The following is a 22501-nucleotide window of genomic DNA, read 5'->3' on the forward strand; positions in this document are numbered from 1 at the left end:
AGCGATTAGGGGGGGAGACCTGTCGTTCGTGTTGAAAGAATTGCTGTTACAATTCGTAATCTCACTTATTCCCGTATTTTCCTTTCAGCTCTGGCATTATAAGCAGCGCAAGGAAAACCATATTCGAGTGTTTATAACGGCTGCAAGTGCAATCGCAATGGTTGCGTGCATGGCGGTTTCGACGGATTTTAATGGATATGAGCTGAATTTCCGCTTCGTTCCATTTATTTTGGGCTCTTTATACGGAGGGGTATATGGTGCCCTTATTCTTGATCTGCTTTATATTATCCTTAGAGTGCCAGCGCTTGATACCGATGCGGAAAAAATGGTTTTTGTCTTTTTCATGTTTGTTCACGTGCCTATTATTTTGCTCTTTGCCAAGCGATTCAGCAAGAAGCCCTTGCATCGAAAGCGGCTCATAGGCGTTAAATCGATAGCGCCAATCTCCGTCTACATATCCTTAATGTTTGTCATGTTTATGATGAATGAGGGCTTTTACTGGTCAACTGAGCTTGTTGCGGTATTCGGTTTATTATTAATTGGCTCGATCGTTGCCATTTGGTTGTCTATTTTTATTGTGGAGAAATTTGTTGAAAACTCGCAGCTGCAGCTGGAGCTCAAAAATGTTTCGTCCAGCTATCGGCTGGAAGTGGAAAAACAGCAGCAGTTCATTGATGAAATGCTGCTGGCGATTTTATTCACAGATGAGCGTGGCGTCATCACGCATTTGAATGCGAAGGGCAAGGAGCTGTTCCAGCGGCAGCTTGAGGCAAGCGGAGATTTATTTTCAGGAAACGTACGTATGGACACCTTTTTTGCTGCAAAAGAGGACGGTTCCTATATCAAGCTGCTTGAGGATGCGCTCGCTGGAGCCAAGAGCAGTAAAGGACCACACACGGAAGAGGGCAAAACGCTGCTTAAGACAGCATTCGCCATCCGAAGGCAGGAGGATCATTCCATTGCGGGAGCTGCCCTTATTGTCCAGGATGTAACGGAGCTTACGCTGCTGCGCGACGAGCTGGGACGAATGGAGCGCCTTAGTCTGATTGGACAAATGGCTGCAAGCATTACGCATGAGATCCGCAATCCGATGGCGGTAATACGGGGGTTTATGCAGCTGATGCGGGAGCGAAGCCGGCTGAATGAGCAGCAGTATTACCAGATCGTTATGGAGGAGCTGGATCGGGCGAATACGATTATTAGCGACTTCTTGTCATTGGCGCAAAATCGTTCCGTCCCGATGCAGAAGCATGCCTTGCAGACGATAATCATGGAAATATTGCCGCTGCTTGAGGCGGACGCCAATCTTAGAGGACAGGTTGTGCAAACGGAGCTTGCCGATGATTTGCCCGCCTTTCTTATGTCTGACAAGGAAATGAAGCAGCTGCTTATTAATCTTGTGCGCAACGGCATGGAGGCGATGGAGGAGAAGGGCGTTCTGCACATATTTACTTGCTATCTCCCTCTGGAAAATAAAGTGGTGCTTCGGATTCGTGATAATGGCGTAGGTATTCCAGCAGATCAGATGAGCCAGCTGTTTAAGCCTTTTTATACGACGAAGTCCAAAGGAACGGGACTAGGGCTGCCGCTTTGCCTCAGCATTGCTGAAAGGCATAATGGCAAGCTGGAGGTGGAGTCCGAGGAAGGGGAAGGAACGACGTTCATTTTAACCTTTATGCTGGGTGAAACGGATATTTAGTTAGCGTTCTAATGCTCTGATGCTCTAATAACATAATGGAAACTAAACCTGCACATACTACCTTTGCCTGTCAGTCATAAAAGACGGATGAAGGAGGAGAATACATGGAGCGCAATCATGCGAAGTCTGAACAATCCCTGCAGCAGGAGCAGCAAGATGCTGAAAATGCCAAAAAGCGCAAAGGGACTTCTCAGGCCGAAGCCGGTTTCGATAAGAAGCTAGACGGCCCGAATCGCCCGTCTATCTAATGAAGCAGCGGTAAAAGCTGCCCGCTGGCAGTTGGGAGCAGAAGGAGTGCGGAATCATAGAGCAGCAGCTGCGACATGGACGGCTGTTGCTTTATTTTCCTAACCAGCGTTATAATAGTAACTAAATTTAGGTTATCAAAAAGGAGTGTATTTCAGTGTCCATGTCATTTGAGAGATACATGCTCGATATGGTTCAACCGATGCGTGATGATTTGACGCGTCTTGGCATTCAAGAGCTTCGCACACCCGAGGATGTGGAGCAAAATCTTCCTGAATCCAAAGGTACAGCGCTTGTAGTCGTAAACTCCGTTTGCGGCTGTGCAGCAGGCCAGTGCCGACCAGGCGTAGCGGAAGCGCTGCAGCATGATATTACACCAGATCATTTGTTTACGGTATTTGCTGGACAGGATAAAGAAGCAACGGCTAAAGCTCGCGAATACTTTGCGCCGTACCCGCCTTCTTCTCCATCCATTGCGCTAATGAAGGACGGAGAGCTTGTTCATTTCATTGAGCGTCACCAAATCGAGAACCGTTCCGCGTCGGATATTGCAGCCGATCTGGCTGATGCGTTCGATCGGTTCTGCCGCTAAGGGCAGGAGGAACTATGAGCTTACAAGCAGATATTATAAAAAGACTTGGCGTTAAGCCAGTCATTGATGTAGATCAGGAAATCCGCACCCGCGTTGATTTCCTCAAAAAATATGTATTGGACTCCCATACGACAGGCCTGTTGATCGCCATTAGCGGCGGCATCGACAGTGCAGTAGCAGCGGGCCTTTGCAAAAAAGCGACCGATGAGCTGACAGCTGAAACCGGTCGCGACTATATGACGCTTGGCGTTTACCAGCCTTACAGCGAGCAGTCGGATATTTCCGACAGCTACGCGGTATCTGAGGCATTCGGTATTACGAAAACCGTAGAAACGAACATTGGCGAAGCGGTAGACGAAATCGCCATAGAGACGGAGCACGGTTTGAAGGGTATTGGTATCCATCGTCATATTAGCCGCGGCGGCAAAGGCAATGTGAAGGCAAGAACGCGTATGGTTGTCCAATATGCGCTTGCCTTTGACCTCAATTTGCTCGTTGTTGGTACGGATCATGCATCCGAAGCCATAACAGGCTTTTATACAAAATGGGGCGACGGGGCCGTTGATATTACGCCGCTCAGCTCACTGAACAAACGTCAAGTACGCCAGCTTGCCTCGCACCTTGGCGTGCCGAAGAGCATTCTCGACAAAGCGCCATCCGCTGGTTTATGGGAAGGGCAAACTGATGAGGATGAGCTTGGCATTAGCTACGATGACAACAGCGATTATTTGGAAGGCAAGGAAATTGGTGCTGAGGCAAAGGAAAAGCTGGAAAAGCAATACCAGAAAACCGAGCACAAGCGCGCGCCTATTCCTGGCATTTAATTAAAAACGTATCATTTAGAAGCTTGTCCGCTGCAAAAGCGGGCAAGCTTCTGTTATTATGGAGCAAATACGTTGTAGGGAAGAGTACATATACAGAGTAATCATTGAAGGCAGGCGAGGCAATGATAGTAGGAATTGGTCATGATATAACGGACATGAGCAGAATGCAGACGATACTTGCCGGCAGCTCGGCGAGGAGATTTTTGCAGCGGATTTTGACAGAGCAGGAGCTTAAGCTGGCTGAAAGCTATGAAGGCAAACGGAAGGTTCAATTCGCATCGGGGCGTTTTGCGGCGAAGGAAGCGGTGGTCAAGGCGTTTGGCTGTGGCATCGGAAGCATTATTGGCTTTGGCGATATTAATATTTTACGTTCGGAATCTGGAAAGCCGGAATGTGTATTGTCAGTAGCGGCATGGCAGAGGCTTGGATTATCCGCTGCCGCAGTGCGCGTTCATATTACGATTACGCATGACCGGGAGCTGGCATCTGCCGTTGCCATTGTCGAACAGCTTGCCTAATTACGCTGCTTATTGTAGCAAAATAGTTAGTTAGACAAGATTATGCTACGAATTGTAATGTTGATGTCAACTTTGTCATTATCAGGGGGCTATTTGCCGATAAAGATAAGGAGAATGAATTTAGGGCATTGAAGCCGCCGCTATTATTCGGCACGTTCTATATACAGCATGTGTTGGCAGCAGGCTTGCTCGCCGCCTATCGATGGCGGCGGACAAGCCTGCTCGTCTATTTCTTGCCAGCTAGCCAAGCGGCGAGTCCAGCGATTTCTTCGCTTGTGAGACGATCCTTGAACGACGGCATGGAGCCTTCACCATTTTCCAATTGTGTCACTATGTCTGCCTCGCTCATCCGGGCTCCAACCTTCTGCAGATTGGTCTCTGTCCCCATGCGGCCTTGCAGGTCTGTACCGTGGCAGCTGATGCAGTTGGATTTATAGACAGAGGCTGTGCCGTCAGGTGCATCCATATGCGGCGTTGCTTTCGTTCCCGGCTGTGACTTGCCGCCGCAGGCAGCAAGCAGGGCTGTAGTCAGGGCTGCAAGCAGCAGCATTTTGACCCAGACAGATAGAGAATTACGTAACATTTGGCTTCCTCCCATTTATCCATATTAGGAAATCATAGAGATAGTATAGCGGATTGCTTGCTGCAACTTCCATAGGATTTTGCCAAGGGGGGCGCTATAATAGAAAAGGCTAACAAGAAAATACGACAAGAGATCGGTAGGCATGGAAGATATATGGAAATAACTGGCGAACATATGCTCAACCAACAGTTTAAGCAGTTAAAGGTTGATGTGATGGTGGCATCCTATACGAAAAGTCCAGCAGGCTGGATAATGAGGCGGATGGAGCCTGACTATTTCTGCTTATGCTACGTCGATAAAGGTGAAGGTTGGCTGGAAGTGAACGAGTCCAAATATAAGGTCAGCGCCGGGCGGCTTTATTTGCTCCGTCCAGGCTGGGCAAGAAGGTACGGCTCGCTGGGTGAAAATCATTTTATTCATTATTGGTGTCATTTCCGCGCGGAGATGGCTGCCGAATCCTATATCCATTTGGCTCATTTGCCGCTGGAGGTTGAAGTGAAGGACGCGCAGGTCGTCAAGCAGCTGTTTACGAAAATGCTGGCGGCGCAGGAAGAAAGCGACCTTACGGGCGAATTGCGGACGAAGGCTGTGCTTTTCGAGCTGCTTGCGCTGTTCATGGAGAACAGTCGGACGCAAAACACGACCTTGCTGCAGCTATCGGAGCATGAACACTGGAATGAAGTGCTCGTCTATGATGAAGTGCTTAATTTTATTGAGGCAAATTTGCAATATCAAATTCCAATTGGCGTGCTGGCCAGGCTGGCAGACCTATCGCCTATGGATTTTCATGCTGCGTTTAAAAATAAAGTCGGCTGCTCGCTCGTTCAATACATCACGCAGCGGAGAATTGCGACAGCCAAGAAGCTGCTGCGCACGACGAGCTTGCCGATTGCCGCTATTGCTGCGGAGGTTGGCATGCTCAATCATTATTTGTCGCGGTTGTTCAAGCAGCAGACGGGCATTACCCCTTCGGAATACCGCCGAATTATTTGCAGCAGCGCTTGGCAGGAAGCCGGGCAAACAGATCGAGAGGAGTACAGAAATACATGACAGCGGAAGCAAAACAACATTTCAGCAGAGAACTGCTGCATTGGTACCAGAGAGGCAATCGCGATTTGCCATGGCGTAAAAGCCGCGACCCTTACCGGATATGGGTATCGGAAATTATGCTTCAGCAAACGAGAGTCGATACGGTTATTCCCTATTACGAACGGTTTATGGCAAAATTCCCATCGGTTCAGGCACTTGCCGAAGCGCCCGAGCCCGAGGTGCTTAAGTGCTGGGAAGGGCTTGGCTATTACTCGCGGGCGCGGAATTTGCAAGCGGGAGCGCGCCAAGTAATGGAGCTGCATCAAGGACAGGTGCCGGATGATAAAACAGCCGTCGCTGCTTTGAAAGGCGTGGGGCCTTATACGAGCGGCGCAATTATGAGCATCGCCTTTAATCGGCCTGAGCCAGCTGTAGATGGCAACGTCATGCGCGTGCTGTCTCGTTATTTTGCGCTGGAGGATGATATTGCAAAGCCGGCCACGCGGGTGAAAATCGAAAAGCTCGCCGCCGAGCTGATTCCTGAAGGCGCAGCAGGCGACTTCAATCAAGCTCTAATGGAGCTGGGTGCGCTCGTCTGTACACCAAAGTCTCCTAGCTGCCTGCCATGTCCGGTGATGGAGCATTGTGAAGCAAGAATCGAAGGCCGTGAGACGGAGCTGCCTATTAAATCGAAGGCGAAGCCGCCGCGGCCGGAAGCTCGAATTGGCGTCATTGTTGAAGGCTCAGGCGCGCATGCAGGCAAGGTGCTTGTAAGGCAGCGTCCGGCTACCGGGCTGCTTGCACAAATGTGGGAGCTGCCGCATTTGCTTGTGCCGAAGGAGCTGGAACCGCTGCTTCATTTCAGCGAGGAGCAACTGACGGAGCAAGCACCGCTTGGCGGGCTGTTGACCCAGGCGGTCGCGGGCGATACGGGCTTGCTTATTCGTCCTCACCGCCAGCTGATGGACGCCGATCATATTTTCAGCCATATCCATTGGAAAATGAGAGTTTATAAGGCGGATCTAGGTGCGATGAAGATGGGCGCATTAGTGCCAATGGCGCAAATGGCTGCTGAAGCTGCGGCTGTTTATACAGCTGCTGGAAAGCAGCTGGAAGAGCAGGTGGACACTGAGCAGGGGAAGCAGATAGAGCAGCAGGGAGAGCTTCCCGAGCCGTATCGCTGGATTGGGCCGGAGCATATGGATGAGCTGGCATTTCCGAATTTATTTTTGAAAATTTTACGCGATTATTGGAATCAGGATTTGTAAAGCCGAAGGGAGAGCTTTGGAATGAGTGATAGGTTGAAGCAGCTGCTAGAGCACAAAATCGTAGCGATTCTTAGAGGAATCGAGGATCGCCATGCTGATGCTGCAGGACAGGCATTAATAGACGGCGGTATCCGCCTGATGGAAATTACGCTGAATACGCAGGGTGCTACAACGATGATTCATCGCTGGCGCACCAAGTTTGACGATCAAGCGATTGTCGGCGCAGGTACGGTGCTGGACCTTAAGATGGCGCAGGAGGCAGTGGCTGCGGGGGCGCAGTTTATCATTTCGCCGAATCTCGATGAGGAGGTTATTGCTTACGGCGCCGAGCATGGCGTATCAGTATGGCCTGGCGTTATGACGCCTACCGAAATCGTCAAAGCTTGGAAAGCTGGGGCGGAAGCGGTCAAGCTGTTCCCGATGGGGACGCTTGGCACTAAATATTTGGCGGAGATTCGCGGCCCGCTGGACCATATTCCTATTATGGCGACAGGTGGAGCGGATCTGCATAATCTCGGCGAATATTTTGGAGCTGGGGCGAATGCCGTCGGTCTGGGCGGCAAGCTCGTTAACCTTGAGTGGGTGCGCGAAGGCAAGCTTGAGCTAGTTACGGAGCGGGCGCGGCAGTTCGTTGATGCGGTGAGCAAGCTTTAATATGGGTTAGCGGGCGGTTAGCCCAAGGATTTATTCTCTATTATAGTTTTCTATCATCTGCTGGGGGTAATAAATAAAAGGGCCTGCGGCAACAACGGCCGCAGGCTGCAAGAGAGAATATATAATAAAGGGGGGTCATAAAGCTAGTATAATTGGATAAGATGAATATAACCTGAGCGATATATTACAGTTAGATTACAAGAAGGAAATCGCTTACAAAAAAGGTGGGTGAGCATGATGCGTTTTTCCATTTGGAAACCGGCGGTCATCGCAGCAGCGGTGTTAGGCACACTTTATTTTACAATGAAGCCGGAGTGGCTGCCTGTATTCGCGGCATCGGAGCAGCAGGGCCAAGGCAGCGGAACGATCAGTCAATTGGAGCAGGAAATAGCCGCACATTTTAAAAATAGAGAAGAGCATTTCACGCTTCAATATAATGGGGATAGCAGCAAGCTGTCGGCAGAGCTTAAAGCGATTATTGACCGCGCGATGGCGAAGGATGATTATACAGCGTATATTTTGGAATCGTATGTGTATACGACGCGCAGTCTTGGTACTCGCTCAACGATCAAGATGGAGGCGAGCTACCGAGAATCGAAGGAGCAGACGGCTGAGGTGGACCGCGTGGTTGCGCAGCAGCTTAAGAAGCTGGTGACTCCTGGCATGAATGACCATTTGAAGGTGAAGGCCATACATGACTGGATTGTGGGCAAGCTGCGGTACGACCAGTCGCTGACTCAATATACCGCTTATGAAGCACTTACTACTGGGAGTGCCGTATGTCAGGGCTACGCGCTGCTTGCCTACAAAATGCTGAGTGAAGCAGGCATAACGACGAAGATTGCCGAGGGTACAGTTGATACAGGCGATCATGCGTGGAATATGGTTAAGCTCGGCGGGAATTGGTACCATCTCGATGTGACATGGGATGATCCGGTCTCGACCGATCCTGCGGCGCCAGCTGATACGATCCAGTACAGCTACTATTTGAAGACGGACAAGGAATTGCGTCATGACCATCAATGGAAAAAAAGCTATCCGGCCGCGAATACTTCGTATGCCACAGAGCTAGACAAGCTTGAGAAGAAAGGCGGTTCTGCCGCAGCTTCTTACAAAAAGCTTGGGCAGCAGCTTGGCTTCCAATGGCTGAAGCCAGAAAACATCGTAGCCGATCGGGCTGCGCTGACCGAAAAAATTCGCGCTGGCGTCAAGCGCGGAGCGGCCAGCCTTGAGTTCCGCTATATGAAGGGCGCTACATTTTCCGCCGATCTCAAAAGCGCCGTAGCTGCGCTGAATGTACCGATTGGCTACTCTGCACGCTATGAGCCTTATTTGCATGATGGCTCGCAGCTGGTGAAATTGCAGCTGTCGTATTGACCCCTATACAAGCCGCGCAAACAACGTGGCAGCAAACGAGCCGCCAAGTAAGAATAACGAGCTAAGTAGCAAAAAACCTCTCGTCTCCCTTCAACTTACTGAAGGTGAGCCAAGAGGTTTTTTTGAAATATAAGCATTTATAAGTTTCACCCTTATAATCAGCTTATATTTCACCGCGAAACGGTAGCATTGCCGCCAGAGGACGGCTTCAGCCGTTTACGCTTGTTTATAGCTGCAAAAGGAAAGGTAATCTTAAAGTAAGGGCGCTTCAGCGAATACAGCTCTAGCTTTATTTGCCCTGCTGGCGGGCGGCCGTCATTTGCTGCCAGACGGAGCCAGCTGCTTCCTCGCCGCGCTCGATGCGCTCCAAGGCGATTTGGGCTTGCAGCTGAATTTCGAATTCGCTGTCCTGTGCTGCGATGCGCAGGGCAGGAATGGCCGATTCGTCGCCAACTTCGTAAAGGAAACGGGCGGCCCGCCAGCGCACAAGCTTGTTCGTGTCGCTAAGCGATTCAATCATCGGTGCAGTAGCGGCAGGATCGCCCCAATCGGAGAGCGTATCTCCAGCCGTTCTGCGCACCGATACCGATTTGTCGCGGAGCGCCTGGAATAAATAAGGCATCGCTTCAGCTGTGCGAAGGTCGCCCAAATAGACAACGGCTAGCCTTCTGATCGACACCGTGTCGTCGGTCAGAGCCTTAGCGAGAAGGGGCAGCAGCTCGGGCTCTGGCGTCAAGCGGTCAAGCGCGGCATAACGAATGCGCCAATCGGGCGATTCCAGCAGCTCGGCGATTTCGTCCGCCGCTCGCTGCGCTGGCCTTGCCGGAGCGGCTGCGGCATCGCCGTCCGCTGCGCCTTGCGCCTTCGCGGCGGCGATCAGCTCATTCAGCCGCTCCGCCGTATAGGCGGCTTCCAGCTCGAGGACGACATCGGCGGCGATCTCCTCGAGCTCGCCATAACGGACGCCGAACTCCTCAAGCTTGCGTTCGCGAATCATGGAAGAGCCGGCCGCTTCGCTGACGGCGTTCGTGAACAGCTCGGGCAGCGCGGAGCGGGCTTCGCGCTCGCCGTTTTTCACGCGTACCTGCATCGGAATGCCCCGATACATCTGTACGAGCACATGCGCCTCGCCATAGCTGTTCTCGGTCAAGGCTGCTTGACCAGCTTCGCTGTCGTCGCCATGCAGCAGCGTTCTTGCTTCGCCGAGAATGAGCGCCCAATCCGCGCTCGATACGCGGTCCAGGGCAATAAAATCAGCGGTGCGGAAAATGCTGCGCACCCCTTCTATAGCAAGGAGACTTTTCAGTGGCTCCGGTGCGTTTTCTGCTTCTTTTTTCGAAAAAGTCTGTCTTACGCCGCGCGGCAGCGATTCATCCATATTCAGTTTCATGGAGTTCGGGCTGGGCGTCGGTTCAATGGATAAAAGCTTCACATTTATCATCCTCCGTTCATACAATTCAAAGGTTATGGGTTTAGTTTACATGAATTTGCAGGAGGATGCGAATTCAAGGTGCATAAGAAGCGGCTGGAAAGTTGCTTCGATCGCTCGTAGTTGGTATCTTAATGCTATAGTAAGTTGAACAAAAGCTTTGTATGGGAGCTTCGGTCGCCACTACGAGAAAGTTTGGACTTACGGCCGCTGTTGTTTTCTGATTTCTCGATTAATATTCTTCTTTGAGGAGGAAATCAGAAAACAAAGGCGGACGCTAACGCTCCTCCAGTTCCAATCTTTCTCTCCGTTACTCCCCTGCTCCATAACATTTTTGTTCAACTTATATATACTCTATTTTTATAAAGCGTAGGAGGAAGCCAGGATGAAACCCAGAAGATTTGAGAATCAGCAGCAGGTTGAACAGCATAACTCCTTTAAACAGTTTCAAAGATGGCGCTCGGAAAGATCAAATAAGATTAAAAGCAAAGATTATTCATATACCGTGCCGAATGTAGCGCCGGATCTGCATTATTTGCATCACAATCGCAAGCATCCTTCGGTCACCTGGGTCGGGCATTCGACTTTTCTGATCCAGATGGCGGGGCTTAATATTGTGACGGACCCCGTCTGGTCAGGGAATATGGCCTTTGAAAAAAGGCTTGCGCCACCGGGCATTCCCATCAGCGATGTGCCCCCGGTTGACGTTGTGCTCATTTCCCATTCGCATTATGACCATTTGAACATTAACTCGCTCCGCAAGCTTGGAGGCGTGAAGCAAATTCTCGTCCCCGCGGGGCTTGCAGGCAAGCTTAAGCTCAAAGGCTTCCGCCGCATCAAGGAGCTGCATTGGTGGGAATCGGTCCATATTCATGGCGTTAAGTTCACCTTTGTGCCATCCCAGCATTGGACGAGGCGCAATCCGTGGGATACGAACAGCTCGCATTGGGGCGGCTGGGTGATGGAGCCTTATGCCACGATGCCAAGCGGAAGCGGCGACCACTCGCACGAGCAAGTTCAATTGCACGGCAGGGGCGGCAGTGCCAGTGTGGCGGAGCGAGAGCAGCAGATAGTGGAAGCGCCAGAAGCAAAAGTAGTTGATCGCCCGGGACATTCCCATGGACCGGGACATGCTGCCCGTCCTGTAGCGGGAATTGCGCCTACCGTCTATTTTGCAGGTGACAGCGGGTATTTTCCGGGCTTCAAGGATATCGGACGCAAGTTCCATATCGATGTTGCCCTCATGCCGATAGGCGCCTATGAGCCGGAATGGTTCATGGGGCCGCAGCATGTGACGCCGGAGGAGTCGCTGCAGGCATTCGAGGATGTGGAGGCGAAGTTTTTTGTGCCCATGCATTACGGTGCCTTTAAGCTGGCCGATGATACGCCGCGCGAAGCGCTGGACCGTTTAGAAGCCTGCCGTGAGAGCCGCTGCATTGAGGAAGAGCGTATTGTTGTGCTGCCTCATGGAGAATCCTGGCGGCTTGCAGGACAATAAATGCCAAACGCGGACAAGAGAAAGCCAAAACAGTGAAATGACTTCCCGCCCACTACATGCGTATACTTAGTAAGTAGGCAAGCAGAATGAACGGCAATAATAAATGACAGCGCATCGTTATTAGGAGGAGCATGTAATGAGTCAACCGATTCGTATAGGAATTATTGGGGCCGGAGCTATCGGCAAAGTGCATATGGAAACGTTTCAAAAGGTAGGGGCGGAAGCCGCGATTGTAACGGCGGTAACGGACGTATACTTGCCGCTTGCCGAGCAGCGCTCAGCGGAATTTGGCATAACGACGATTCATGAAAGCCCGCAGGCGCTGCTCGAGGATCCGGAGCTGGATGCGGTCATCATCGGTGTACCAAACCAATTTCACGCGCCTTTAGCGATTGAAGCATTGAAGCAGGGCAAGCATGTGCTGCTGGAGAAGCCGATGGCGATTGATGCCGAAGCGGCGCGCACCATCTATGAAGCCTCCCAGGCTGCGGGTAAAGTGCTGATGATGGCGCATCAAATGCGCTGGCTCGGCATTAACCGTGCGATTAAAGCGCGCGTAGAAAATGGCGATCTCGGCTCGATCTACAATGTAAAAACCGGTTGGTTCCGCAAAAAAGGCATTCCAGGCTGGGGCTCATGGTTTACCCGCAAGGATCAGGCAGGCGGCGGCCCGCTTATCGATATTGGCGTGCACATGCTTGATTTATCGCTATATTTGATGGGCAACCCGCGTCCGGTATCGGTATATGGCTCGACGTATGCCGAGTTTGGCCCGAAGCGCCGCGGCATGGGCACTTGGGGTACGCCGAATTGGGACGGCTATTATGATGTAGAGGACTTGGCAACGGCGCTTATCAAGTTTGAAAATGGCGCGACGTTGTCGCTGGACGTCAGCTGGGCTGCGCATTCGGCTTCGCTTAGCGAGGAGCCGTTCATCCATTTGATGGGCACGGAGGGCGGTGCAGCGCTTGTTGGCACCAATGGCTGCTACGTTACCCATGAGGATGATAAAGTTGTGGAATCAGAAATCACGCCATTTGATGGGGAAGAGGATCGCGTGCTGCTGAGCAGGCATTTCATCGACTGCATTAACGAAGGCAAGCAGCCGATTGCTTCGGCGCTGAGCGGTTATACGAACAGCCGGATTTTGGATGCGATTTATGAATCGTCCCGTACAGGAAATGAAGTGAAGCTGCACTGGGACTAAGCCCTTGTGCAGGAATAGCAGCGCACAAGCCCTCGTGGGGACTTGCTGGAGCAAGCGCATATGGAGCAAGGTCCCGAAAGGCCGCCATTTGAAAAGGCGGCTTCACCGGGGCCTGTTCGCGCGGAAAAATGCAGCGAATTGACAATTCGAGGTTCGTTTGCGGGCATACTGTGCTATAATAATGCAAGATAATGAGAATGAATGTGAAGGACGGGATTGCGAACCATGATTAGTACTACTGGCATAACGCTTCGATTTGGGAAGCGGGCGCTTTTTGAAGATGTTAGCATTAAGTTTACGCCGGGCAACTGCTACGGCCTTATTGGCGCGAATGGCGCAGGTAAATCGACGTTTTTGAAAATTATGTCCGGAGAAGTAGAGCAATCGAGCGGTGAAGTGCATATTACACCGGGCGAGCGTCTTGCTGTACTCAGACAGAACCATTTTGAATATGATGAGTTTGCCGTTATTGAAACGGTTATGATGGGCCACAAGAAGCTTTATGATGTAATGAAAGAGAAAGATGCGCTGTATGCGAAAGCTGATTTTACCGATGAAGACGGCATGCGCGCAGGCGAGCTGGAAGCAGAATTCGCCGACATGAACGGCTGGGAGGCTGAGTCGCAAGCGGCAGAAATGCTGAACGGCCTTGGCATCACGCCTGATCTGCATGAAAAGTCGATGTCTGAGCTGAGCGGTAACGAGAAGGTACGTGTATTGCTTGCGCAGGCGTTGTTCGGCGAACCGAACATTTTGCTGCTCGATGAGCCTACCAACCATTTGGACATTGAGTCGATTCGCTGGTTAGAAGATTTCCTTGCAAAATATGAAGGAACCGTCGTCGTGGTCAGCCATGACCGTCACTTCCTGAATACGGTATGTACGCATATCGCCGATATCGATTTCGGTAAAATCCAGATGTATGTCGGCAACTACGACTTCTGGTACGAGTCCAGCCAGCTGGCGCTTTCCTTGATGCGCGGCGAGAACAAGAAGAAGGAAGACAAAATTAAAGAGCTGCAGGCGTTCATTCAGCGTTTCAGCGCGAACAAATCGAAATCCAAGCAAGCGACTTCCCGTAAGAAGCTGCTTGATAAAATTTCCCTCGATGACATTCGTCCTTCGAACCGGAAATATCCGTTTATCAACTTCAAGGGTGAACGCGAAGCAGGCAAATCGCTGCTGCTCGTAGAAGGCTTGACGAAGTCGGTAGATGGCGTGAAGGTGCTGGATAACCTGACGATTGCCGTTAACAAAGGCGACAAAATCGCTTTTGTTGGCCCGAACGAACAGCCGAAGACGCTGTTGTTCCAAGTGCTGATGGGCGAGGTTGAAGCGGACGCGGGTACGTATCAGTGGGGAGTTACAACCACGCAAGGCTACTTCCCGAAAGACAACTCGTCTTATTTCGACGGTGTTGATCTGAACCTGGTCGAGTGGCTGCGCCAGTATTCCAAAGATCCGGATGAGACGTTCATCCGCGGCTTCCTCGGACGGATGCTGTTCTCTGGCGACGATGCGATTAAGAAAGCAAGCGTATTGTCCGGTGGAGAGAAAGTCCGCTGCATGCTGTCCAAAATCATGCTCAGCGGCTCGAACGTATTCCTAATGGATGAGCCAACGAATCACTTGGATCTCGAATCCATTACAGCGCTCAATAACGGCCTGATCGATACGGATAGCACGATTCTGTTCACTTCGCATGACCATCAGTTCGTTCAAACGATTGCGAACCGTATTATGGAGATTACGCCTAACGGACTGATCGATCGCATGATGACGTATGATGAGTACCTTGAAAGCGATGAGGTTAAAGCGCTTCGGGAAAAAATGTACGCCGAATAATAGAGCTGAATTCAGCTTGAAATAGAGAAAGGCTGCCCTCGTCTGTATGGACGATAGGGCAGCCTTTTTTGTGTTTGATGCAGCAGCTTTTATAGTATTTAGACTTTCGGAAAATGTATAAAGCTCGGCATTAGACTATTCTTTATGCTGGTTCCATTCCAGCAGCTGATGCTGCAAATGGACAATTAGCTTGTCGACATCTTGTAGAAAAGTGTCTCTGGCTTCCGTTTCCATGCTTTCAAGTGCTTTCGCCAGCGGCGGTGCGCCCGCAGCTTCCAGCGTCGTCATTAACTGCTGAAGCTGAGCTAGAACAGGTGGCATCTCATCAAGGCCTGCTTTTGCTTCGGCAGCTGCGAGTGTCGCTACGGCGGTAACAGGCGGAGCTGCTACAGGCACATTAGCAGCTGCCGGTTGGGCGGCCGAAACAGCAGCGCTATCAACAGAAGCCGTATTAGCAGCAAGCGAAGCGCTATGATTAGGCAGATTGTCCATTACGCCGCCCAGCGGCTGATCTTGCTGCTCTACAGATGGCTGCTCGGCCTGTAACGAGGCAGCTTTCTTTTTAGCTTCTGCCGGCTGGGCTGGCTTGGCCCGCTCGGCTTTGTTGTTCTGGCGAACGGACCATGTTTCGAGCAGTCCGGGACCGTTCTTGAACAGCAGCTTCTCTTTCGTGCTTGCTGAAATATCTGGGTCCTTGAATAGCTTAGCGATTTTCTTGACGTCGCTGACAGGCATCTCGTCACGCGCGAAAATAAGCGCGAGCGGGTCGCGCAGCTCCATCGGCAAGTCTTTAATCGGAAGCAGCTGATCTTCCGTCAACACATCCTTGCGGATCGCTGTGCCGCTGACGATCCGCTTCTTGACCGCGCTGCTGAATTTGAGCAGCTCGCATTTATTTTTAATATACGATTCCGGCTTGCTGAGCTTGCTCGCAAGAAATTTAACGGAGCTGCTAAACTTCTCGTTGTTCAGCAGCTTGTGAAATGCCTCCGCCTCTTCAATCGGCGAGAAGCCCTCACGCGTCAAATTTTCGGCAATTTGCTCCAAATAAATATCCATTTCATTGGTCATCGTCGAGACGATGCAAGGAATCGTCGGCTTCCCAAGCGCGATGCAAGCTTTGTATCGGCGGTTGCCATATATAATTTTGTAGCGTCCGTTATCTGTTTTTCTGACTTTAATAGGCGACAGCAGGCCAAGCTCCTCGATGCTAGTGATGAGCTCCTGCAGCGACTGCTCGTCGAATTGGTAGCGGGGCTGGTCCGTATCTTCATCAATCAGATTAATATCCATTTGTATAATGTCCATATCTACTCTCCTATCTATAAACCAGGCTTCCATGCCGGCGTGGCAGGGCTTATGGGCCAACCTTAATTATATAACAAGGAGGGCCTTCGGGGAAATGAAGGCCCTTGGAATAACTGGATTTTATGCTTCTATTATAATTGCTCGGTTTTGAAGCGGCCAATGAGTGCATTCAGCTCTTCAGAGAGCTGGCGCAGCGATTCCGCTGAGAGGCTGATTTCATTCATCGAGGCAAGCTGCAGCCCGGAAGCGTCAGCGACCTGTTCGAAGCGCGAGGCTGACCCGCGGGAAATGCTCTCCATATCCTCGATGGAGGCAGCGACCTCCTGCGATCCGGCGGACAGCTGCTCGGAGGCGGCAGATACCTCATGCAGGCGCTCATTAATGGTGCCAATGCCGGAATGGATGGAGGCGAACGATGCTCCTGCCTCCTGGACAACGCTTAGACCTGCGAGTACTTCCGTGTTGCTCGCCTCCATCTGCCCAGACAAATCAGAAGTATGGCGGACAATTTCTGCGATGAGCGTCGCCACATGCTCGGAGGATTCCTGTGACTGGGTAGCGAGCTTTCTCACCTCGGAGGCGACGACGGCGAAGCCGCGTCCTTCCTCGCCCGCACGGGCAGCCTCGATTCCGGCATTAAGGGCAAGCAAATTGGTCTGTGCGGCAATCCCTTTCATTATCGAAATAATTTCGACAATTTTGCCGGAATGCTGCTCCAGCTGTGCAGACGTTTCGCTCATTTTGGAAGTGGCGGCATGAATGGTGTCCATCCGCTGAATGACAGCGGAAATCGCTTCCTCGCCATTTTTAGCGCTGCTGGTCGTTGCTTCCGATACGGATGAGACGATGGCAGCGGAATGGGCAATATGCTGCATGCTTGAGGTTATCGCCTCCATCGCATGCGTAACTTCCCCAGCGCGTACAACCTGTGCGGCAGCACCCTCCGACGTTTGCTGAATGCTGTCCGTAATCGTAACGCCTGCTTCCTTCGTCGCAAGGGAATGGGAAGAAACGGCTTCGGCGGCGGTTAGCAGCCGATCTGAGCTGCTGCGTATGCCGCTAATGACCGTACGTGTATCTTCTACTAATGCCTTGAAGGCGGCTGCCAGCTGCCCGACCTCATCCTTGCGGCCTAAATCAATAGCGACCGTCAAGTCGCCGCTGCCGACGCGGGCAATCAGCTTTTTGAGCTGGACGAGCGGCCCTGTCAAATAACGGGCCAGCAAATAAACGAGCAGCAGACTGAGCGCGAAAATCCCCAGCGCCATCCAAATCATCGTATTGCGATTTTGCTCCATCAGCTCGTAAACCTTCGTGGCATCGAGATCAGCGCCGATGAGGCCAAGCAGCTTGCCATCGGCAGACATAATCGGCACATAAGCGGATAAAGTTGACCCATATTCATCCTGAGTCAGCTCGCCAATGCTGGGCTTCATCTCTTGAAAGGTTGTAATCATACCAGTATAGGGATTCTCTTCAACTGAACCGAAAGGGGAGAAATCATCCTCTGCTACGTCCTGGGGGGCGCCATCCACGACATAAAAGTAGACAGGCTGACCCCCCTCTTCACGCATGCCAAGCGTATACAAGTATTTTAAACCGTTCGCTTCACGCATATCGTTAAGCTGCGTACGCAGCTCATTGTAATAATCGCTCTGCTCCATGCCTGCGCTGAGCTTATCGTATTGCTGCGTATCAACAAGACTAACTGCCCGCTCAGCAACGGATTGCGCTTGCATACCCATCGAGTTTTCCACCAAATGGGCGGAGGCACGATACAAGGTAATTCCAAGCACCGAGCCAATAATAAGCAAAATAATAGAGAAAAACATAAAAATACGCATAAACAAGCTATTCATCAATGAAAGCAGCCTCCCTGGCATCTTTTGCAGCAATAGTCCGTAAGTCTCACTACCTATATGTATCGGCAAAAATAGTAAGCGTTATTAGGGAGGGCAGAGGGCCAATCACAAACAAACAGAAATATGCTATAATCGCACCATAAGAATCATTCATAGAAAGTGGAGCATACCTTATGTTTGCGATAGAAAGAATCAAAAAAATCAAACAAATTTTATTAAAAGACAAGCGCGTTGACGTTGTGGAGCTGAGCGAGCGTTTCTCGGTGACCGAGGTAACGATTCGGCGGGATCTCGATAAGCTGGAGCAGCAGGGTTTTTTGGTGAAAATATATGGCGGTGCCGTGCTGAATGAGGAAGATCAGCCGGGCATGCCGACAATGGTAGCAGATGACAAGCTGCAGGGCGAGAAGCGGCTTATTGGACAAATTGCCTCGCGGCATATTGAGAACGGCGAAGCTATTTTTATCGGGACGGGTACAACCTGTTTGGAAATTGCCAAGCACTTGAAGGAGAAGAAAGTGACGGTCGTCACGAATGATCTGCTAGTCGCATTAGCGCTTAAAGATACGCAAGGTGTGAAGGTTATGCTGACAGGCGGCGATTTAATTGCGGGCACCTCTACGCTCATAGGCGGTTTTGCGCTGCAGACGCTAAGCGGCATTTATGTGAAGAAGGCGTTTATTGGCGTGAAGGGGGCTCATTTTCAGGCGGGCTATACGGTAGAGAGCTATGAGGAAGCGATGATGATTCAGAGCGTGCAGCGCATGGCGAGCGAAATTATTATAGCAGCGGATTATACGAAATTCGATGTACCGGGCTTTGCGAAGCTTGGTGAGCTGACGATGGCGGGCAAAGTAATTACAAATAAACAGCTGCCAGCCGAATATAAAAAATATTATTTTGAACATGGAATCAAGCTGTATACGACGTTTGAGCTGGAGTAGTCCTGCGGGGGAGAGAACGAAGTTGAGCGAATTATTGACGCTGAGAAATATTAGAAAGCGCTTTAATGAAACGACGGTGCTGGATGGCATCCATTTGACGATTGAAATTGGCCAGGTTCACGCGATAATTGGGGAAAATGGGGCGGGCAAATCAACGCTGATGAAAATATTAGCCGGACTTTTTCCGCCAGACTCTGGAGAGATTGCGCTTGGTGGGGAGCTTGTCAGCATTGGCAGCCCGAATGAGGCGCAGGAGCTCGGCATTGCGGCGATTCATCAGGAGCTGCGTCTGTTTCAGGATTTGAGCATTGCGGAAAATATTTTTATACGCCGCGAGCCTTTGAAGCCGTTGTTATGGCCGAAGCTGATCGACTGGGAGCGGCTGCATGAACAGACCGCTAGCTATTTGCAGCAATTTGGCATGGCGGTCGATTCCCGGGCGCGTGTGAATACACTGTCCATCGGCGACCAGCGTTTCGTTGAGCTGATCAGGGCGCTGTCCCAGCAGGCCCGAATCATTATTATGGATGAACCGACGGCCGCACTTAACAATCAGGAATGTGAGCGGCTGTTCGAGGCTATTCGCCATGTGAAAAAGCTGGGAGTGGCGATCCTTTACATTTCCCACCGCATGGAGGATCTCCAGCATATTGCCGATCAGGCTACGCTGCTGCGCGATGGTGCCGTGATTCGGACCTGGCGCATGAATGATGCGGCAAGCATGCCGGAAATCATGGAGGCGATGGCGGGCAAGGAGCTGCATAACCGCTATCCGAAGCTGAAGGTGCAGCTCGGCGGCGAGCTGCTGCGAACGGAAGGACTGAGCGTGGCGGGAAGGCTGAACAATGTCAATTTGAGCTTGCGCAGGGGCGAGATTTTGGCGATTGCCGGGCTTGGCGGCGCGGGGAGGCGGACGCTCGCCAAGGTGCTTTTTGGCATAGAGGGGCCGTATGAAGGTGCCATTCATTTGAATGGGCGTTCCTTTAGGGCGATCACGCCGCATAAGGCGAAGGCAAATGGCATTTGCTATGTGACGGGGCTGCATGCGGAGGAAGGACTGATCTTAAATGCGCCGATTGCGGAAAATATTACACTGACCAATCTCCCGCGCGTGTCGCGGGCCGGATTTATACGCAGCGGACAGGAAGCCGCTTATGCGAGAGATTTGATGGATCGCCTGGAAATTACAGGCGAAGAGACGGAGCGGCCGATGCATCTCAGCGGCGGCAAACAAAAGAAGGTCATTTTAGCCAAATGGTTGTTCAGCAATGCCCGTATTTTCATTATTGAAGAGCCGACAGCGGGCATTGACGTCGTCTCCAAAATCGACATTTACAACATTATGAATGAGCTGGTGCTGTCCGGGAAATCGATCATTATGCTGTCCTCCGATATCCCGGAAATGCTCGGCATGTCCGACCGAATTGCCGTCATGCACGAAGGCTCGATTCGTCATACGATGTTAACAGAGGAAGCGACGCTTGAGCGGATATTGCATTATGCTTCAGGTGGCGAGGCCGTGTTGGAGGGCTAGCAGAGATTCCATAGCGTAGCGTGGATACAAGAATAGAACGACTTGTTTAACTGTCTTCATAGACGGTTAACAAATCGTTCTATTTTTTTGTTTTAAAACCTTGAAAAGGAAAATAAAAAGGAGAAAAATGTCGTTAAAACAAAATTTGTTCACATGATTCGACATCTTAAAGCTATATTCGACAAAATCCCTCAATGAAAAGGCTTGGAAATGTCTGTATAGTGAAGATTGAACCTAATTAATGACAAAAAAGGATGGATGACATGCAGGATGAAGCAAGAGAAAGCAGGGGGAGAAGTCGCCTGTTAAAAGGTTTTACGTATTTTTCTAAATATAGGAAAGTAGATGATTTTCATCCTTTCTCTATATTTCTCCGACAAAGCTCTTCGCTCGTCCCAGAAGGACGACGAAGTCGTTTTTGCTTGTGGGGCAAGGTTAGTATGTTTGCTTTGGTTATGTTTGGTTTGCTTAGTTCAGCGGCCTTTGCGGCTGCGTATACGTATGACGAGCTTAATCGTCTGGTAGCTGTAGATTATGACAATGGCGATCGCGTGGAATATGTTTATGACAAAAATGGAAATATGCTTTCTTCCAAGTATACGTCAGCTGCCATAGTACCCCCAGTGACTCCTCCCGTTAGTGGAACAGGCCTTCTCCACACTTTTGAAGATGGCACCTCCCAAGGCTGGGCCCCGCAAGGCGATGGTGTGCAGCTCATTAATTCGCAGGACATAGCCAGCAGTGGGAAACACAGTCTGAAAGTCACCAACCGCACAGCGTCATGGCAAGGCCCGATACTTGATGTAACCCCATCGATAGAGAAAGGAAAGAGCTACCGCATTAAAGCAGCTGTGCGTCTTCCTCAAGGTGAGGAATCGACACAAATCATGATGACCATTAAGCGGACATTGGCTGATGGAACCAGCTTTTATGACCATTTGAGTACCCAAACGGTTACTGCTGATGGCTGGTCTGTATTAGACGGAGTCTATATGATCAGTCAAGAGGCGTCTAATCTGTCTCTCTATTTAGAAAGCACAAGCGATACAGCCGTCTTTTATTTGGACGATGCGAGTATTGATGCTTATGTTGCTCCTTCACCTACGCCTTCACCTGATGCGCTATTGCATGATTTTGAAGATGGAACCACGCAAGGCTGGAGCGCACAGGGCGATGGTGTTGTGGTAGCCAATTCTCAGGAGGCAGCCAGTGCGGGAAGCCAAAGCCTCAAAATTTCAGGAAGAACGGCGTCCTGGCAAGGCCCCATTCTAAATTTGACCTCAAGCATGAAGAAAGGGGTCACTTACGACATTAGCGGCAAAATTAAGCTTGCGGAAGGAACGCCATCCTCTGATATTTTATTAACGATGAATCGCAAAGCGGCGGATGGTACGGATTATTATGAAAATATTAGTGCGAGCCATGTGACGGCAGATGGCTGGGCTTTCTTCGAAGGGGTTTATACCTTTACGGGGGAGGTAACCAATCTAACCGTTTATATGGAAAGTGCAAACGCCACGGCCAGCTTCTATTTGGATGAGTTTCAGGTGAAGAAGCATGAAGCGGCTCCTCCTGTCGTCAGTCATGATTTTGAAGATGGCAGCTTGCAAGGCTGGAATGCGCTTGGAGAAGGAGTCGTACTCCGTAATTCGGATGAGGCAGCCAGCAGTGGACAACGCAGTCTTAAGGTAACCAATCGCACGGCAGAGTGGCAGGGACCGCTATTGAATTTGACGGGCTCCTTGCAAGCGGATCAGTCCTACACGGTGAGAGCGGCTTTCCGTTTGCTCGGCGAAGCTGCACCAGCCAATCTGCTAATGACGATTCATAGAAAGACAGCAGAAGGTGCGGATTACTACGATAACGTCAGTGTAAACGTCGTAAAAGCTGGAGAATGGGCTATTCTTGAAGGCCCTTACAGCTATAGCGGAGATGCATCGGAGCTTTCTCTGTATGTCGAAAGCTCCGATGCAACTGTTGGCTTTTATGTAGATGACTTCACAATTAACCGGAGGCAGCCATAATGATACGCAAAACGATACAATGGCTGACCTTAGCCTGTCTAGCTTTAGCTTTTACGGTCG

Annotated in this window: 19 protein-coding genes; 15 read left to right on the plus strand and 4 right to left on the minus strand. The window is 50.8% G+C overall.

Translation table 11 applies throughout. The features are described from left to right. The first annotated feature begins 28 nt into the window (after nt 1–28). The 5 genes from ACSR9A_RS16355 (at nt 29) to acpS (ending at nt 3879) form a co-directional block, all read left to right on the plus strand. Nucleotides 29–1699 (plus strand): two-component system sensor histidine kinase NtrB, encoded by a 1671-nt coding sequence (locus ACSR9A_RS16355; protein WP_473758309.1) that lies wholly within the window; start codon nt 29–31, stop codon nt 1697–1699. A 104-nt stretch (nt 1700–1803) separates the two neighbouring features. Then, on the plus strand, nt 1804–1947 hold the full coding sequence (locus ACSR9A_RS16360) for a hypothetical protein (RefSeq protein WP_473758310.1): 144 nt from the start codon (nt 1804–1806) through the stop codon (nt 1945–1947). Between the two features lie 155 nt (nt 1948–2102). Beyond that, nucleotides 2103–2537 (plus strand): BrxA/BrxB family bacilliredoxin, encoded by a 435-nt coding sequence (locus ACSR9A_RS16365; protein ID WP_046228930.1) that lies wholly within the window; start codon nt 2103–2105, stop codon nt 2535–2537. Nucleotides 2538–2551: 14 nt separating this feature from the next. Then, nucleotides 2552–3361 carry an NAD(+) synthase gene (gene nadE / locus ACSR9A_RS16370; protein ID WP_473758311.1) on the plus strand — a complete coding sequence of 270 codons (810 nt, stop codon included), beginning with the start codon at nt 2552–2554 and terminating at the stop codon, nt 3359–3361. Between the two features lie 122 nt (nt 3362–3483). Next, on the plus strand, nt 3484–3879 hold the full coding sequence (gene acpS, locus ACSR9A_RS16375) for a holo-ACP synthase (protein WP_473758312.1): 396 nt from the start codon (nt 3484–3486) through the stop codon (nt 3877–3879). Nucleotides 3880–4105: 226 nt separating this feature from the next. Here acpS and ACSR9A_RS16380 read toward each other — a convergent pair whose 3' ends face one another. After that, a complete protein-coding gene (locus ACSR9A_RS16380) occupies nt 4106–4462 on the minus strand; it encodes a c-type cytochrome (RefSeq protein ID WP_473758314.1) in 357 nt (118 codons plus the stop codon). Between the two features lie 153 nt (nt 4463–4615). Between ACSR9A_RS16380 and ACSR9A_RS16385 the strand changes: the two genes are divergently transcribed. From ACSR9A_RS16385 to ACSR9A_RS16400, 4 genes are all read left to right on the plus strand, one after another. Beyond that, on the plus strand, nt 4616–5512 hold the full coding sequence (locus tag ACSR9A_RS16385; protein WP_473758316.1) for an AraC family transcriptional regulator: 897 nt from the start codon (nt 4616–4618) through the stop codon (nt 5510–5512). Then, a complete protein-coding gene (gene mutY, locus ACSR9A_RS16390; RefSeq protein ID WP_473758318.1) occupies nt 5509–6759 on the plus strand; it encodes an A/G-specific adenine glycosylase in 1251 nt (416 codons plus the stop codon). The genes ACSR9A_RS16385 and mutY overlap by 4 nt, the downstream gene beginning before the upstream one ends. A 21-nt stretch (nt 6760–6780) precedes the next feature. Then, nucleotides 6781–7413 carry a bifunctional 4-hydroxy-2-oxoglutarate aldolase/2-dehydro-3-deoxy-phosphogluconate aldolase gene (locus ACSR9A_RS16395; RefSeq protein WP_341281388.1) on the plus strand — a complete coding sequence of 211 codons (633 nt, stop codon included), beginning with the start codon at nt 6781–6783 and terminating at the stop codon, nt 7411–7413. Nucleotides 7414–7647: 234 nt separating this feature from the next. Then, nucleotides 7648–8790, plus strand: coding sequence for a transglutaminase domain-containing protein (locus tag ACSR9A_RS16400; protein WP_473758320.1), 1143 nt, complete (start codon nt 7648–7650; stop codon nt 8788–8790). Between the two features lie 289 nt (nt 8791–9079). On the opposite strand, the gene ACSR9A_RS16405 is transcribed toward ACSR9A_RS16400, so the two are convergent. Beyond that, entirely contained in the window at nt 9080–10222 is a 1143-nt protein-coding gene (locus ACSR9A_RS16405; protein ID WP_473758322.1) for a conserved virulence factor C family protein, read from the minus strand. A gap of 382 nt (nt 10223–10604) precedes the next feature. On the opposite strand from ACSR9A_RS16405, the gene ACSR9A_RS16410 reads away from it, so the two are divergent. From ACSR9A_RS16410 to ACSR9A_RS16420, 3 genes are all read left to right on the plus strand, one after another. After that, a complete protein-coding gene (locus tag ACSR9A_RS16410) occupies nt 10605–11717 on the plus strand; it encodes an MBL fold metallo-hydrolase (RefSeq protein ID WP_473758324.1) in 1113 nt (370 codons plus the stop codon). 136 nt (nt 11718–11853) lie between these two features. Continuing rightward, nucleotides 11854–12924: a Gfo/Idh/MocA family protein gene (locus ACSR9A_RS16415; RefSeq protein WP_473758325.1), complete on the plus strand. Its 1071-nt coding sequence runs from the start codon at nt 11854–11856 to the stop codon at nt 12922–12924. A 225-nt stretch (nt 12925–13149) separates the two neighbouring features. Next, entirely contained in the window at nt 13150–14769 is a 1620-nt protein-coding gene (locus tag ACSR9A_RS16420) for an ABC-F family ATP-binding cassette domain-containing protein (protein WP_473758326.1), read from the plus strand. A 135-nt stretch (nt 14770–14904) separates the two neighbouring features. On the opposite strand, the gene ACSR9A_RS16425 is transcribed toward ACSR9A_RS16420, so the two are convergent. Together ACSR9A_RS16425 and ACSR9A_RS16430 are read right to left on the minus strand one after the other, a co-directional pair. Further along, the gene (locus tag ACSR9A_RS16425; RefSeq protein WP_473758327.1) at nt 14905–16077 is read right to left on the minus strand and encodes a ParB/RepB/Spo0J family partition protein; all 1173 of its coding nucleotides are present in this window, start codon (nt 16075–16077) and stop codon (nt 14905–14907) included. A 131-nt stretch (nt 16078–16208) separates the two neighbouring features. Beyond that, entirely contained in the window at nt 16209–17936 is a 1728-nt protein-coding gene (locus tag ACSR9A_RS16430) for a methyl-accepting chemotaxis protein (protein ID WP_473758435.1), read from the minus strand. 176 nt (nt 17937–18112) lie between these two features. Between ACSR9A_RS16430 and ACSR9A_RS16435 the strand changes: the two genes are divergently transcribed. The 3 genes from ACSR9A_RS16435 (at nt 18113) to ACSR9A_RS16445 (ending at nt 22441) form a co-directional block, all read left to right on the plus strand. Further along, complete coding sequence (locus ACSR9A_RS16435) at nt 18113–18883, plus strand: DeoR/GlpR family DNA-binding transcription regulator (RefSeq protein ID WP_473758328.1); 771 nt, start codon at nt 18113–18115, stop codon at nt 18881–18883. 22 nt (nt 18884–18905) lie between these two features. Continuing rightward, on the plus strand, nt 18906–20417 hold the full coding sequence (locus ACSR9A_RS16440) for a sugar ABC transporter ATP-binding protein (protein ID WP_473758329.1): 1512 nt from the start codon (nt 18906–18908) through the stop codon (nt 20415–20417). Nucleotides 20418–20857: 440 nt separating this feature from the next. Beyond that, on the plus strand, nt 20858–22441 hold the full coding sequence (locus ACSR9A_RS16445; RefSeq protein ID WP_473758331.1) for a carbohydrate binding domain-containing protein: 1584 nt from the start codon (nt 20858–20860) through the stop codon (nt 22439–22441). Nucleotides 22442–22501: the final 60 nt, after the last annotated feature.

The sequence above is a fragment of the Paenibacillus sp. R-74696 genome, assembly GCF_055814915.1.

Bases quoted from the DNA above. Each gene is read 5' to 3' on its own strand.
- ACSR9A_RS16360 (WP_473758310.1), top strand. From the start codon at position 1,804: ATGGAGCGCAATCATGCGAAGTCTGAACAATCCCTGCAGCAGGAGCAG.
- nadE (WP_473758311.1), top strand. From the start codon at position 2,552: ATGAGCTTACAAGCAGATATTATAAAAAGACTTGGCGTTAAGCCAGTC.
- acpS (WP_473758312.1), top strand. From the start codon at position 3,484: ATGATAGTAGGAATTGGTCATGATATAACGGACATGAGCAGAATGCAG.
- ACSR9A_RS16380 (WP_473758314.1), bottom strand. From the start codon at position 4,462: ATGTTACGTAATTCTCTATCTGTCTGGGTCAAAATGCTGCTGCTTGCA.
- ACSR9A_RS16385 (WP_473758316.1), top strand. From the start codon at position 4,616: ATGGAAATAACTGGCGAACATATGCTCAACCAACAGTTTAAGCAGTTA.
- mutY (WP_473758318.1), top strand. From the start codon at position 5,509: ATGACAGCGGAAGCAAAACAACATTTCAGCAGAGAACTGCTGCATTGG.
- ACSR9A_RS16395 (WP_341281388.1), top strand. From the start codon at position 6,781: ATGAGTGATAGGTTGAAGCAGCTGCTAGAGCACAAAATCGTAGCGATT.
- ACSR9A_RS16400 (WP_473758320.1), top strand. From the start codon at position 7,648: ATGATGCGTTTTTCCATTTGGAAACCGGCGGTCATCGCAGCAGCGGTG.
- ACSR9A_RS16410 (WP_473758324.1), top strand. From the start codon at position 10,605: ATGAAACCCAGAAGATTTGAGAATCAGCAGCAGGTTGAACAGCATAAC.
- ACSR9A_RS16415 (WP_473758325.1), top strand. From the start codon at position 11,854: ATGAGTCAACCGATTCGTATAGGAATTATTGGGGCCGGAGCTATCGGC.
- ACSR9A_RS16420 (WP_473758326.1), top strand. From the start codon at position 13,150: ATGATTAGTACTACTGGCATAACGCTTCGATTTGGGAAGCGGGCGCTT.
- ACSR9A_RS16425 (WP_473758327.1), bottom strand. From the start codon at position 16,077: ATGGACATTATACAAATGGATATTAATCTGATTGATGAAGATACGGAC.
- ACSR9A_RS16430 (WP_473758435.1), bottom strand. From the start codon at position 17,936: ATGAATAGCTTGTTTATGCGTATTTTTATGTTTTTCTCTATTATTTTG.
- ACSR9A_RS16435 (WP_473758328.1), top strand. From the start codon at position 18,113: ATGTTTGCGATAGAAAGAATCAAAAAAATCAAACAAATTTTATTAAAA.
- ACSR9A_RS16445 (WP_473758331.1), top strand. From the start codon at position 20,858: ATGTTTGCTTTGGTTATGTTTGGTTTGCTTAGTTCAGCGGCCTTTGCG.